Raw genomic sequence first — 14,061 nt, forward strand, 5'->3', positions numbered from 1 at the left:
AGATCGAAACAAGAGGTTCGACCTCATTAAACATCACGGTATTTATTCATGGACAGTCGCGCACATTGGGATCGCGTTTACGCGACCCGTTCCGCTCAGGAGGTGAGCTGGTATCAGCCGCACGCGGAGCAATCTCTGGCCCTGATCGAGCGTGTCTCCGCCGGGCGGCCAAGCCGCCTCATCGACGTGGGCGGCGGCGCATCGACTCTGGTGGACGATTTGCTGACGCGCGGGCCGTTCGAGGTCACGGTGCTGGATCTGTCCGCTGCGGCCCTGGATGTCGCCCGCCAACGGCTCGATGCCGCACAGGCCCGGCGGGTGCATTGGCTGGCCGGCGATGTGACCAGCGTGGCCTTGCCGGCCAACACCTATGACATCTGGCACGACCGCGCCGTGTTCCACTTCCTCACCGAACCCGCGCAACGGGCGGCCTATGTCGCGCAGGTGCGCCGTGCGGTGCGACCGGGCGGGCACGTCATCGTCGCCGCCTTCGGCCCCGATGGCCCGCTTCAATGCAGTGGCTTGCCGGTGATGCGCTACTCGGCCGATGCGCTGCATGGCGAATTCGGTGCGGCCTTCGAGCTGGTGGAACACAAGGCGGAAGCCCACCACACGCCAGGCGGTGCGATCCAGCAGTTCGTCTATTGCCATTGCATCATGCACTAGAGAGCCTGTGACGGCACAGCACGCGCAGGCCCGCGAGGGCCGGAGTTGCACCACCGGGCGCAGCAAAAAGGGGGCCGAAGCCCCCGGAAGTCACAACAGGCCATGTTCGGCGAAGGACGTGGCGTTGCTGCCACCGACGATGACGTGATCGAGCACGCGCACATCCACCAGCGCCAACGCCTCCTTGAGCCGCTGGGTCAGCGCCTTGTCCGCGCCGCTCGGCTCGGGGTTTCCGCTCGGGTGATTGTGCGAAACGATGACCGCTGCCGCGTTGTGCCGCAGCGCCTCCTTGACCACTTCGCGCGGATACACCGATGCGCCGTCGATGGTGCCGTGGAACATCTCGACATACTCGATCAGGCAATGCCGCGTATCGAGGAACAGCACCGCGAACACTTCGTGCTCGTAGCCGGCCAGCTTGGCGCGCAGGTATTCCTTGACCGCCGATGGTGAGGTGAAGGACGCCCCGCGCTGCATCTTGTGCTCGATGGCCTGGCGCGCAGCTTCCAGAATTTGGTCGGCCGTCGCCAACACATAGCGGCCCTGTGCATCGCGCACCATCAGCACGGCATCGAACGAGGAAAAGGACAGTTGCGACATGATCGTGCTCCGGTTGCTCGGGCGGAATTGCCCGGAACCGTGTCCAGCACGGCGCAGCGCAAGCAGTCAGGGGTCGCAAGACGGCCGCCAGGACGCAAGCGCGCACAGCGCGCGCCGCCCTTGACGGCGAGAACGCCGTGATACGGTGAAGGGAACAGCAAGACCGCCTACACACCGCCCACTGCACACCCTCGGCTTTTGGGGCAAGCGGAGCGCGCAGGCCCGCGAGGGCCGAAGGCGTCAGGGGTCAAAGCCGAATGGCCGCGACTCGGAAAGAGGCGTGGGGCGCAGCCCGCGAACCCGACGGCGGCACGCCGGGACGCCCAGCTACTGCGGGAGTTTCTTGGGCTGCTTCGACGTGCGCGATTCCAACAAGCGCCGCGTGGCGTCCAGTTCCTTCTGCAACAGCTCGGCATCCGGCAGCACGGTACGGTAGTTCGCTGCCATCACCTTCGACGGCAAGCCTTCCAGTGCATACCGCGCCAGTGCATGGCCCTTGTCGGCGCACAGGATCAACCCCACGGGCGGGTTTTCATCGGGATAGGCCCAATGCTCCTTGGCGTAGTTGCAATACATGAGCATCTGGCCCACGTCAGCATGGGACAGGCTGCCCAGCTTCAGGTCGATGATGACCAGGCAGCGCAACTTGCGATGGAAAAACAGAAGATCCACCCGATACCACGTCTGGTCGATCCGCAAGCGCCGCTGCCGCCCGACGAAGGTGAACCCTTCGCCCAACTCCAGCAGAAAATCCTCCAGCCGCTGGATCAGCGCGGCTTCCAGATCGGACTCGGAATACTCGTCCTTGAGGTTCAGGAACTCCAGCACGTAGGGGTCTTTGATCGCGTCGTCGGGCCTGACGGCATCCTCCGGCCTCGGCGCTGCGCCCTTGACCAGCATCGCCGCCTTGTCCTTGGACAAGGCCGTGCGCTCGTAGAACTGGCTGCCGATCTGCCGGTCAAGCTGGCGCACGCTCCAGCCGCCGCGCAGCGCCTCGACCTCGTAGAACTGGCGAGCGTGATCGTCCTTGACCGACAGCAGCCGCACATAGGCCGACCACGGCAGCGTGAACACCTGCGCCAGTTCGACGAGGCTCAAATTCCCAGACACCGTCTGGGAATTCTCCGAGACCGGGCCGCCGCCCAATTTCCCAGACAGTGTCTGGGAAATCTCGGAGCGGGGATACGCTAGGAAGAACCGCCGCATGTTCTCCAGGTTGTTGACGCCGAACCCGCGCCCGAACTGCGCGGTCAGATCAGCGGACAGCCGCTCGATCAACTGCTCGCCGTAGCCCGCGCGCCGCTTGCCCTGCTGCTCGGCCTCCACGATGCGGCGGCCAACCTCCCAATAGCTGGCCGTCATCAGCGCATTGACGCTGCGCGCCGCCGCCTGGCGAGCGGTATCGAGCAGTTCCACGATGCCGCCGTGGATGCCGGCGTAGCCTGCAGGTAGGGTGGTGGCTTTGGGTGTCCGAGTGCTCATGCCGTCGCCTCCTGTGGCTGTTGCTGCCGCGCCCCGGTGATGGTCTTGCGCCGGTTCGCCACCAGCTCGGCGGCCTTGCGCACCGGGTCATCCTCGGTGTGAACGTAGCGCATGAACATCGCCACGGTCTTGTGCGCCGTCAGCGCCATGCCGACCTTGACCGGGATACCCGAGTTGGCAATGTCGGTCGCCGAGCGATGCCGGATGCCGTGCGTACCGACATGCGCTGCACCGGCTGCTTTGAGCGCACGGCTCCAGCCGTTGTAATACTCGCCCGTGGTCAGATGCTGGCCGGGATGGGTCGGGGACGGCAGCACATGAGGGCAATCGTCCCGGCGCGGCGCCGCCGAAAGCAGCCGATAGGCTTCTTCGCTCATGGGCTTGGACATGCCGCCGGTCTTGCTGTCGGGCCAGACGACACGCCGGTTCTCGAAGTCCACCCAATCCCATTGGAGCGTGACGATTTCGCCACGACGGCCGGCAAACTCGAATTGCAGCCGGATCGCCAGCGGGATGACGTAGTTCTCCAGCCCCTCAGCCTCCAGATGGTCAAGATGACGGAACAGCTTGCCCATGTCCTCGTCGCTGATGAGGTGGGTGGCTTTGCCGTTGGGGAACATCGGAACATGCCGGCAAGGATTGGTGCCATCCAGACGGTAGCCCCACACCTCGGCCAGATTGAACATCCGGCGCATCACGCTGAACGTGCGGTTCGCATCGGCGGGCTTGTGGGCCATCTTCTTCATCATCCCAGCCACGTCCGGGCGCTTCACATCCTGCACCTTCATGCGGCCGATCATCGGAACGATGTTGCGGTCGATGGTGCTCTGGTAGCCGTGTTGCGTGCTGGGTTTGTTGCGCAGCTTGGAGTAGTCCTCCATGAACTTCGTGCATAGCTCCTTGACCGTGGGAGCTTGGCGAGCAGCCGCCTTGTCTGCGGCCGGATCGCCGCCCCGGCGTACCTGGGCCAGCCATTCCTGCGCCAGTGAGCGGGCCTGCTCGACGGTCAATTCCCCGTATTGGCCCAAGGCGGGCTTGCGCCGCTCGCCAGCGTTTGTCCGGTACTGGAGCATGAACACCTTGCGGCCCGCTGGTGTAATCTTGCACAGGAAGCCGGGCACCAGCGTGTCCCGGAGTTCGACGGCCTGCGCCTGGGGTTGCGCCGCATCGACTGCGGACTTGGTGAGCTTGATTTTTGCCACGATGACTCCTCGGAAAGACCCGATTCCCAAGAGCCTCATAGGGGCCACCAGCAGGGAGGTCAGGTCAGGTTTCGGAAAGCACCGGCATATGTTGAACTCGCCTAAGTTATTGATAAACCTGCTGTATCGAGCTTCGGCGTAGTCCAGCAAAGTTCGGTGCTGGAGTCATAGTGAAATGAAAAAGGGGCGCCGAAGCGCCCCTCCAACACAGCAACGAGTGAGGGCCCGAGCTCAGTCGGCCTGCTTGCGCAGGAAGGCCGGGATCTCGATCTCGTCCATGCCGTTGGAGCTCAGGGCCTCCACCTTGGCCGCCGCCTGGGTGCGGCCGGTGCGCCACACGCTGGGCGTGGCCAGCGCGCCGTAGTCCTGTTGCTGGACCGGGGCAGCCGCCACCGGTTGGGCCGCCGTCGGTTGGGCGACCGCGCCCATCGGGGTGTTGAGCATCGGCAGGTTGTCGGTACCGGTGCGCAGCATCGGCTGCGACTGCACCACCGTCAGCGGCGCAGCGGCGCGCTTGGCGGTGGACAGACCGGTGGCGATCACGGTCACCCGCAGTTGGTCGCCCAGGCTGTCGTCGTAGGCGGCGCCGAAGATCACGTGCGCATCGTCCGCGGCATAGCGGCGGATGGTGTTCATCGCGTTCTTGCTCTCCGACAGCTTGAAGGTCGAGCGAGCGGCGGCGATCAGCACCAGCACGCCACGCGCGCCGGACAGGTCGATGCCCTCCAGCAGCGGGCAGGCGACAGCCGCCTCGGCCGCCTTGATGGCACGGTCCGGACCGGTGGCCATCGCGGTGCCCATCATGGCCTTGCCCGGCTCGCTCATCACCGTCTTCACGTCTTCGAAGTCGACGTTCACGAAGGCGTCCATGTGGATGATGTCGCTGATGCCGCCCACGGCGTTCTTCAGCACGTCGTTGGCATGGCCGAAGGCCTGGTCCTGGGTGACGTCATCACCCAGCACTTCCAGCAGCTTCTCGTTGAGCACCACGATCAGCGAGTCGACATTGGCTTCCAGCTCGGAGACGCCGGCATCGGCCTGCTTGCTGCGGCGGCCGCCTTCGAATTCGAAGGGCTTGGTCACCACGCCGACGGTCAGGATGCCCATGTCCTTGGCCACGCGGGCAATCACCGGCGCGGCGCCGGTGCCGGTGCCGCCCCCCATGCCGGCCGTGATGAACAGCATGTGGGCGCCGGAGATGGCCTCGCGGATGCGGGCCTCGGCCTCTTCGGCCGACTGGCGGCCCACGTCCGGCTTGGAGCCAGCGCCCAGACCGGTGTTGCCCAGCTGCACCAGGTGACGCGCCGCGCTGCGGTTGAGCGCCTGGGCGTCCGTGTTGGCGCAGATGAACTCCACGCCCTGAACGCCCTGGGCGATCATGTGCTCGACCGCGTTGCCGCCGCCGCCGCCCACACCGATCACCTTGATCTGCGTGCCTTGGTCGAATTCCTCGATCATCTCGATGGCCATGGTGACCTCCTTCTCCGTCTCGTTGCAGTTGCCGTTTGCGTTGAACTCTGGCTCGACCGGGGCCTGTGTCTGCCCCTTGGAACCGCTTACTTCAGAAACTCAAAAATTACCCAGGAACCAGTCCCGCGCTTTCCCGAACATGGTCTTGACCGAACCCGCCTGCTGCGCGGCCTTGTGGCCACGGGTGTGGGCGAGCCGTGCTTCTTCGAGCAGACCCATCACGGTGGCCGAGCGCGGATTGGCCACCATGTCGAACAAGGCGCTGGAATAGGTCGGCAGGCCCTTGCGGACCGGCTTGAGGAAGATGTCCTCCCCCAGCTCGACCATGCCCGGCATGACCGCCGTGCCGCCGGTGATCACGATGCCCGAGGACAGCAGCTCCTCGTAGCCCGAATCGCGGATCACCTGGTGCACCAGCGAAAAAATCTCTTCCACCCGCGGCTCGATCACGCCGGCCAGGGCCTGGCGGCTGAGCATGCGCGGCACCCGGTCGCCCAGACCGGGCACTTCCAGCTGCTCGGCCGGGTCTGCCAGCAGCTGCTTGGCCACGCCGTACTCGACCTTGATCTCCTCGGCGTCCTTGGTCGGGGTCCGCAGCGCCATCGCGATGTCACTGGTGATCAGGTCGCCGGCGATCGGGATCACCGCGGTGTGGCGGATCGAGCCGCCGGTGTAGATGGCCACATCGGTGGTGCCGGCACCGATGTCCACCACCGCCACGCCCAGGTCCTTCTCGTCGTCGGTCAGCACCGCGGCGGCCGAGGCGGTCGGCGTCAGGCACAGCTGCTCGACCTCCAGGCCGCAGCGCCGCACGCACTTGATGATGTTCTCGGCCGCGCTCTGGGCGCCGGTGGCGATGTGCACCTTGACCTCGAGCCGGCTGCCGCTCATGCCGATCGGCTCCTTGACCTCGTGGCCGTCGATCACGAACTCCTGCGACTCGACCAGCAGCAGGCGCTGGTCGTTCGGGATGTTGATCGCCTTGGCGGTCTCGATCACCCGGGCCACGTCGGTGGGCGTGACCTCGCGGTTGTCGCGCACGATCACCATGCCGGTGCTGTTCTGGCCCCGGATGTGGCTGCCGGTGATGCCGGTGTAGACGCGCTCGATCTTGCAGGCGGCCATCATCTCGGCCTCTTTGAGCGCCTGCTGGATGCTCTGCACGGTGGCGTCGATGTTGACGACCACGCCGCGCTTGAGACCGTGCGAGGACGCCACGCCCAGCCCGGCCACGCGCAGCTCACCGCCGGCCACGACCTCGGCCACCACCGCCATCACCTTGGCGGTGCCGATGTCCAGCCCGACGACGAGATCCTTGTATTCCTTGGCCATGCTGCCTCAATGCGGGGTACTGGTTGGGGGGGGGCTGCCCGCGGCGCCCTTCAGGCGCAGCGCGTAGCCATCGGCGTGCCGCAGATCGGCCTGGCTCCAGCCTCGTGGCAAGCGGGCCGACGCCTGGGTCACGGTGCGCACAAAGCGCTCACAGCGCGCCTGCACCTCCGCATCGCTGCCGCGGCCGATCTCGACCACAGCGCCGTTGTCCAGCTCGGCCTCCCAGGAACCGCGACCCGACAGCGCGAGCCGGGCGATCTCCAGCCCCAGCGGGGCGAAGACCGGGTTCAGGCGGCGGAACATCGCCAGCATCTCGGGGGCGCTGGCCTCGTCGCCGGAGAACTCGGGCAGGTCTTCCTCGTCCACGTCGCCCACGTTGGCCTCGAAGACCTCGCCGTAGGTGTTGACCAGGCGGTCATTGCCTTCATCGCCCTTCCAGACGGCGGCGGGCCTGTGTTCTTCCAGCGTCACCTCCAGCCGGTTCGGCCAGATGCGCTGAACAACCGCGTGCCGCACCCAGGGCAGGTCCTCGAACACCTTGCGGGCCGACGACAGATCGAGGGTGAAGAAGTTGCCCGTCAGGCGGGAGGCGATGTTGGCCCGGATCGTGGCCGCGCTGTTGCGGCTCACATCGCCATCCAGCCGGATGGCCCGGAAGGCGAACAGCGGCTGGCGCGCCACCCACCCCGCCGCCGCGGCCAGCAACAGGCCGGCCGCGGCAGCGGCCACCAGCGCCGTCGTGAACTGGGTCACCCGGACGTCTGGCGGCAAAGAGGTGGGCAGGGCAGCGGTTTTCATGTCCGGGTGGCGGGCGTGCTGTCCAGGCTGGCGGCGGCCAGCAGGCGCAGGCAGAGCTCTTCGTAACTGATGCCGACGGCACGCGCCGACTGCGGCACCAGCGAGTGGCCGGTCATGCCCGGCGCGGTGTTCATCTCAAGCAGGAAGGGCTTGCGGTCGCTGGCGCGGATCATCAGATCGGCGCGGCCCCAGCCCCGGCAGCCGAGGGCACGGTAGGCGGCCACCGCCAGGCGCTGGATCTCGCGTTCCTCTGCCTCGGGCAGGCCGCAGGGGCAGAGGTAGCGGGTGTCGTCGGAGTAGTACTTGTGCTCGAAATCGTAGTTGCCGTCGGGCGCCTGGATGCGGATCACCGGCAACGCGGCGGAGGCTTCGCCCTCACCCAGCACGGGGCAGGTCACCTCGTCACCGTCAATGAATTCTTCGCAAAGCACGTCGGGGTCGTATTGTGCCGCGAGAGTGACCGCTTCCTCCATGCCGGAATACCCCTGCACCTTCGTGACACCGAAGGAAGAACCTTCGCGGGCCGGCTTGACGATCAGCGGCAGGCCCAGCGCATCGGGCACCTCGCGCACCGCTTCGCGGGTGCGCTCCTCGGTGGACAGACGGCGCCAGCGCGGCGTGGGCAGGCCTTCGGCCAGCCAGACCCGCTTGGTCATGACCTTGTCCATCGCCACCGACGAGGCCATCACGCCCGAACCGGTGTAGGGAATGCCCAACAGTTCCAGGGCACCCTGCACCGTGCCGTCCTCACCGTGGCGGCCGTGCAGCGCGATGAAGCAGCGCGCAAAGCCCTCGCGCTTGAGCTCGCCGAGCTCGCGCTCGGACGGATCGAAGGGATGGGCGTCCACGCCCTGCGCGCGCAGCGCCTTGAGCACGCCCTCGCCCGACATCAGCGACACCGGCCGTTCCGCCGAATCGCCCCCCATCAGAACGGCCACCTTGCCAAGTGCCTTCACGTCCACCGTGCTCATGCTTGCCCCGCTTGTTCCACCACCTGTGCCGGAACGGCCCCGATCGAGCCCGCCCCCATCACGATCACCACATCCCCGTCGCGGGCGAAGGCCGCGATCTCGGCCGGCATCTGCTGGACGTCGTCGACGAACAGCGGATCGACCTTGCCGGCCACTCGCAAGGCGCGCGCCAGCGAGCGGCCGTCGGCCGCGACGATCGGCGGCTCGCCGGCCGCGTAGACCTCGGTCAGCAGCACCGCGTCGGCCTGCCCCAGCACCTTGACGAAGTCCTCGAAACAGTCGCGGGTGCGGGTGTAGCGGTGCGGCTGGAAGGCCAGCACCAGCCGCCGGCCCGGGAAGGCCCCGCGCGCCGCCGCCACCACCGCTGCCATTTCGACCGGGTGGTGGCCGTAGTCGTCGATCAGCGTGAACTGCCCGCCGCCCTGGCAGCGCAGCTCGCCGTAGCGCTGGAAGCGCCGGCCCACGCCGCTGAACTTGGCCAGCGCGGCGACGATGGGTTCGTCGGGCAGCTCCAGCTCGGTGGCCACCGCGATCGCCGCCAGCGCGTTGCGCACGTTGTGCACCCCCGGCAGGTTCAGCGTGATCGGCAGGTCCGGCATGGCGTGGCCGTAGTGGCGCCGGCAGGTGAACTGCATGCGGCCGCCGGCCAGGGCCTGCACGTCCACGGCCCGCACCGCCGCATCCTCGGCCAGGCCGTAGCGGATCACCGGCCGGGAGATCATCGGGATGATGCTCTGCACGCCGGGGTCGTCGCCACACAGCACCGCCGCGCCGTAGAACGGCATGCGGTGCAGGAAGTCCACGAAGGCCTGCTTCAGGCGGGCGTAATCGTGGCCGTAGGTGTCCATGTGGTCCTCGTCGATGTTGGTCACCACCGACAGGATGGGCATCAGGTTGAGGAAGGAGGCGTCCGACTCGTCGGCCTCGACCACGATGAATTCGCCCGAGCCCAGGCGCGAGTTGGCGCCGGCCGAGTTGAGCTTGCCGCCGATCACGAAGGTGGGGTCCACGCCCGCCTCGGCCAGCACGCTGGTGACCAGCGAGGTCGTGGTCGTCTTGCCATGCGTGCCGGCAATCGCGATGCCCTTCCTCAGGCGCATCAGCTCGGCCAGCATCACCGCGCGCGGCACCACCGGGATGTGGTGGGCCCGGGCCGCGATGACCTCGGGGTTGTCGCCCTTCACGGCCGAGGAGATGACCACCGCCTGGGCCGCGCCCAGGTGGGCAGCGTCGTGGCCGATCGTCACGCCGATGCCCAGGCCGGCCAGGCGGCGGGTGGTGGCGGATTCGGCCTGGTCGGAACCGGTGACCAGGTAGCCCAGGTTGTGCAGGATCTCGGCGATGCCGCTCATCCCGGCCCCCCCGATGCCCACGAAGTGGATGCGTTTGACGGCGTGTTTCATGTCGGCTTCACCAGCCTTTCGATTTCATCGGCCACCTTGGCGGCGGCCTGCGGCCGGGCCAGCAGACGGGCCTGCTGGGCCATGGCCAGCAGCCGCTCGCGCGTGAGCTGCGACAGCAGCTCCGCCAGCGACTGCGGGTTGAGTTCGTTCTGCGGCAGGTGGATGGCCGCGCCGCGCGCCGCCATCCAGGCCGCGTTGTCGCGCTGGTGCGACGTGGTGCTGACCACCAGCGGCACCAGCACGCTGGCCACGCCGGCCGCGCACAGCTCGCTGACCGTGATCGCGCCGGCCCGGCAGACGATCACATCGCAGTCGGCCAGGCGGCGGTCCATGTCGTCGATGAAGGGCAGCACCTCGGCCTGCACGCCCAGCGTGGCGTAGCGGCCCCGCACGTCTTCCAGATGGGCCATGCCGGTCTGGTGGGTCACCTGCGGCCGCTGCTCGGCCGGCAGATGCGCCAGGGCGGCCGGCACCTGTTCGTTGAGCACCCGGGCGCCCAGGCTGCCGCCCACCACCAGCACCCGCAGCGGGCCCTGGCGGCCGGCAAAGCGCTGGGCCGGGGCCGGCATGGCCTCGATCTCGGCGCGCACCGGGTTGCCGGTCACCACCGCCTGCTTGACCTTCTCGACGGCGGGACCATCGAAGCCAAAGGCCACCTTGTCGGCCACCGGCAGCAGGGCCCGGTTGCTCATCAGCAGGGCGGCGTCGGCATTGACCAGCACCAGCGGCCGGCCGGTGAGCTTGGCCACCCAGCCGCCAGGGAAGCAGACATAGCCACCCATGCCCAGCACCGCGTCGGCGCGGCGGCGACGGAAGATCCAGAGACTGTCCCAGAAGGCCTTCAGCAGACGGAACACGCCGCCCACGCTGTGGGCCAGGCCCTTGCCGCGCAGGCCGCTGAAGGCCAGCCGGTCCATCGGAATGCCTGTGGGCGGCACCAGGCGGTTCTCCATCCCGCCCTCGGTACCCAGCCAGCTCACGGTCCAGCCGCGCGTGCCCATCTCCCGGGCCACGGCCAGGCCAGGAATCACATGCCCGCCGGTGCCCGCGGCCATGATGACCAGATGACGGGTGGTGGCCATCGCGCTCATGCCCGGCCTCCTCGCATGAGCTGCCTGTTTTCTTGGTCCACTCGCAGCACGATGGACAGTGCCACCAGGTTGAGCAGCACGCCCGAGCCGCCGTAGGACAGCAGCGGCAGGGTCAGGCCCTTGGTGGGCAGCACGCCCAGGTTCACGCCCATGTTGATGAAGCTCTGCGCACCGAACCAGATGCCAATGCCCTGGGCCATCAGCCCGGCAAAGACGCGGTCCAGCGCGATGGCCTGACGGCCGATCACGAAGACGCGGCGGGTGATCCAGAAGAAGGCCAGGATCACGACCACCACGGTGACAAAGCCCAGTTCCTCGCCGATCACCGCCATCAGGAAGTCGGTGTGGGCCTCGGGCAGGTAATGCAGCTTCTCGATCGAGTTGCCCAGACCCTGGCCGAAGAACTCACCGCGGCCGAAGGCGATCAGCGAGTGGGTGAGCTGGTAGGCCTTGCCCTGCGCGTAGTTGGGGTTCCACGGGTCCAGGTAGGCGAAGATGCGCTGGCGGCGGAATTCGCTGAACACGATCATCAGCACGAAGGCGCCCACCAGCACCGCCACGCTGAGCAGGAACATGCGGCCGTTCACACCGCCCAGGAAGAGGATGCCCAGCGCGATCGCGGCGATCACCATGAAGGCGCCCATGTCCGGCTCGGCCAGCAGCAGCACGCCCACCACGCCCAGCGACACCGCCATCGGCCAGACCGCCTTGATGAAGTTCTCCTTGACTTCCATCTTGCGCACCATGTAGCTGGCCGCGTACATGGCCATGGCCAGCTTGCACAGCTCGCTGGGCTGGAAGTTCATGATGCCCAGCGGGATCCAGCGGCGCGCACCGTTGACACCCTTGCCGATGAAGGGGATCAGCGTGACGATCAACAGGGCCAGCGTGGTGGCGAACAGCCAGGGCGCCCACTTCTCCCAGGTGGCGATCGGGATCTGCAGCGTGATCACCGAGGCCACGAAAGCCACCCCGACGAAGATGGACTGCCGGACCAGAAAGTAGCTGGTGTCGTAGCGCGAGAACTTCGGGCTGTCGGGCATGGCCACCGAGGCCGAATAGACCATCACCAGGCTGAAGGCCAGCAGGCAGACCACCACCCAGATCAGCGCGGCGTCGAAGCCGGACACCGCGGCCGGCCGCGTCGTGCTGCCGCCCACCCAGTCGCGGATGGGCAGATGCTCGCTGCCGTCACGACCGCGCGCCCACAGCCCGGCCAGGCGCTCACGCGCCTCGGACCAGTTCGGCAGGGCGGCGGCCAGCTTCATGCGAGCACCTCGCCGTGGTCGGCCGCCCATTGCTGGACGGCGGCGATGAACACCTGCGAGCGGTGGGCGTAGTCACGGAACATGTCCATGCTGGCGCAGGCCGGGCTGAGCAGCACGGCATCCCCGCTGCGGGCCTGCGCGAAGCACCAGGGCACGGCGGCCTCCAGCGTGGCATGGCGCTGGAAGGGCACGCCAGTGCCTGCCAGCATCGCCTCGATGGCCTCGGCGTCGCGGCCGAGGGTGGCCACGGCGCGCACATGGCGCGCCACCGGCTCGGCCAGCGGGGCGAAATCCTGCCCCTTGCCCAGCCCGCCCAGGATCACCACCAGCTTGCCGTGGCGGTCGGCGCCCAGGCCGTCCAGTGCGGCCACGGTGGCCCCGACATTGGTGCCCTTGCTGTCGTCAAAGGCCTCGATGCCGCCGACGATGCCGACTGATTCGACCCGATGCGGCTCACCGCGGTACTCGCGCAGGCCATGCAGCATCGGTGCCAGCGGGCAGTCGATTGCGGTGGCCAGCGCCAGCGCGGCCAGCGCGTTGGCCGCGTTGTGGCGGCCGCGGATGCGCAGCGCATCGGCCGGCATCAGGCGCTGCAGGATGATCTCTTCGGGCTCGTCCTTGCGGCGCTTGATCGTCTCGTCGGCCGGCATCGCCCGCACCAGCCAGGCCATGCCGCCCTCCACCACCAGGCCGAAGTCACCCGGGTGTTGCGGCGGGTTCAGGCCGAAGCGGCAGACCCGGCGGCTGACCGCCTTCTTGGGCCGGCCGCGGCCGGGGCTGACCATCACCGGCGCCGGCTCCATGGCCTCCACCAGCGGGTCATCGCGGTTGATCACCATCACCGCCTGCTGGCCGAAGATGCGCGCCTTGGCCGCGGCATAGGCTTCCATCGAGCCGTGCCAGTCCAGGTGGTCCTGGGTCACGTTCAGCACAGTGGCGGCGCTGGGCTCGAAGCCTTGCACGCCGTCGAGCTGGAAGCTGGAGAGCTCCAGCACCCAGGCCTGGGGCAGGTGCTCGAACACCGGTTCGGCCGCCGGCGGCGGGGCCAGCACCACGGTGGGGGCTTCGTCGTCCACTGGCGCGGCGTCGGCGCCCTCTTCGTCTGCGGCATCAGGCCCATCCGCGGCGTCGCCCTCGGTGTCACTCTCGGTCTCGGCCGGCAGCTGGGCGTCGGGGGCCTCGGCCACCGGGGCTTGCGCCGCCACGTCGGCCTGGGCCGCCTCCGCCTCGGCCTGCTCGGCCGCCAGCGCACGGGCCTCGGTCTCGGCCAGCCAGACGGCGGTCAGCGTGTCCAGCAGGGTCGGCCCGATGTTGCCAGCCACCGCCACGCGGCGGCCGCAGCGCTCGACCAACTGCGCGGTCAGCGAGGTGGTGGTGGTCTTGCCGTTGGTGCCAGTGATGGCCAGCACCTTGGGCGCATAGCCCCAGTCGGCCTGCAGGTCGGCCAGCGCGTGGGCGAACAGGTCCAGTTCGCCGTTGAGCGGCACGCCCACCGCCTGGGCGGCTCGCAGCAGCGGCTGCAGCTCGGGCTTCAGGGGCGACAGGCCCGGGCTCTTGAGCAGCAGCCGGGCATCGCCCAGCGTCTCGGCCGTCAGCGGGCCACTGAAGAAAGCAGCGGCCGGCACGTCGGCGGCCAGCGCCACCGCCTGCGGCGGGTTGGCGCGTGAATCCCAGACCCGGATGCGCGTTGCCCCGTGGCGGGCGCACCAGCGCGCCATCGCCAGGCCGGAATCTCCCAGGCCCAGGATCAGCACGGACAGGTCTTGCAGATGCTTCAT

Annotated in this window: 12 protein-coding genes; 1 reads left to right on the forward strand and 11 read right to left on the reverse strand. The window is 68.1% G+C overall.

Annotation, left to right across the window (positions count from 1 at the left end; all coding sequences use genetic code 11):
* The first annotated feature begins 48 nt into the window (after positions 1 to 48).
* Positions 49 to 666 (forward strand): class I SAM-dependent methyltransferase, encoded by a 618-nt coding sequence (locus KGA65_RS10685; RefSeq protein WP_046196336.1) that lies wholly within the window; start codon positions 49 to 51, stop codon positions 664 to 666.
* 90 nt (positions 667 to 756) lie between these two features.
* On the opposite strand, the gene radC is transcribed toward KGA65_RS10685, so the two are convergent.
* The 11 genes from radC to murD form a co-directional block, all read right to left on the reverse strand.
* Complete coding sequence (radC, locus tag KGA65_RS10690; RefSeq protein ID WP_046196337.1) at positions 757 to 1,266, reverse strand: RadC family protein; 510 nt, start codon at positions 1,264 to 1,266, stop codon at positions 757 to 759.
* A gap of 327 nt (positions 1,267 to 1,593) precedes the next feature.
* Positions 1,594 to 2,748 carry a PDDEXK nuclease domain-containing protein gene (locus tag KGA65_RS10695; protein WP_046196338.1) on the reverse strand — a complete coding sequence of 385 codons (1,155 nt, stop codon included), beginning with the start codon at positions 2,746 to 2,748 and terminating at the stop codon, positions 1,594 to 1,596.
* A complete protein-coding gene (locus KGA65_RS10700) occupies positions 2,745 to 3,950 on the reverse strand; it encodes a tyrosine-type recombinase/integrase (protein ID WP_046196347.1) in 1,206 nt (401 codons plus the stop codon). Before KGA65_RS10700 ends, KGA65_RS10695 begins: the two co-directional genes overlap by 4 nt.
* Before the next feature lie 231 nt (positions 3,951 to 4,181).
* Positions 4,182 to 5,420: a cell division protein FtsZ gene (gene ftsZ, locus KGA65_RS10705; protein WP_225863101.1), complete on the reverse strand. Its 1,239-nt coding sequence runs from the start codon at positions 5,418 to 5,420 to the stop codon at positions 4,182 to 4,184.
* Positions 5,421 to 5,519: 99 nt separating this feature from the next.
* Positions 5,520 to 6,752 carry a cell division protein FtsA gene (gene ftsA / locus KGA65_RS10710; protein WP_225863102.1) on the reverse strand — a complete coding sequence of 411 codons (1,233 nt, stop codon included), beginning with the start codon at positions 6,750 to 6,752 and terminating at the stop codon, positions 5,520 to 5,522.
* Between the two features lie 6 nt (positions 6,753 to 6,758).
* A complete protein-coding gene (locus KGA65_RS10715) occupies positions 6,759 to 7,550 on the reverse strand; it encodes a cell division protein FtsQ/DivIB (RefSeq protein WP_225863103.1) in 792 nt (263 codons plus the stop codon).
* Positions 7,547 to 8,521, reverse strand: coding sequence for a D-alanine--D-alanine ligase (locus KGA65_RS10720; protein ID WP_225863104.1), 975 nt, complete (start codon positions 8,519 to 8,521; stop codon positions 7,547 to 7,549). The genes KGA65_RS10715 and KGA65_RS10720 overlap by 4 nt, the downstream gene beginning before the upstream one ends.
* On the reverse strand, positions 8,518 to 9,924 hold the full coding sequence (gene murC, locus KGA65_RS10725) for a UDP-N-acetylmuramate--L-alanine ligase (protein WP_225863105.1): 1,407 nt from the start codon (positions 9,922 to 9,924) through the stop codon (positions 8,518 to 8,520). The genes KGA65_RS10720 and murC overlap by 4 nt, the downstream gene beginning before the upstream one ends.
* The gene (gene murG, locus KGA65_RS10730; protein WP_225863460.1) at positions 9,921 to 11,006 is read right to left on the reverse strand and encodes an undecaprenyldiphospho-muramoylpentapeptide beta-N-acetylglucosaminyltransferase; all 1,086 of its coding nucleotides are present in this window, start codon (positions 11,004 to 11,006) and stop codon (positions 9,921 to 9,923) included. Before murG ends, murC begins: the two co-directional genes overlap by 4 nt.
* 5 nt (positions 11,007 to 11,011) lie before the next feature.
* Positions 11,012 to 12,283, reverse strand: a complete 1,272-nt coding sequence (gene ftsW, locus KGA65_RS10735; protein ID WP_225863106.1) for a putative lipid II flippase FtsW — start codon at positions 12,281 to 12,283, stop codon at positions 11,012 to 11,014.
* On the reverse strand, positions 12,280 to 14,061 hold the full coding sequence (gene murD, locus KGA65_RS10740; RefSeq protein WP_225863107.1) for a UDP-N-acetylmuramoyl-L-alanine--D-glutamate ligase: 1,782 nt from the start codon (positions 14,059 to 14,061) through the stop codon (positions 12,280 to 12,282). The genes ftsW and murD overlap by 4 nt, the downstream gene beginning before the upstream one ends.

This window comes from Ideonella benzenivorans (genome assembly GCF_020387415.1).
GTDB classification, from domain to species: domain Bacteria; phylum Pseudomonadota; class Gammaproteobacteria; order Burkholderiales; family Burkholderiaceae_C; genus Ideonella; species Ideonella benzenivorans.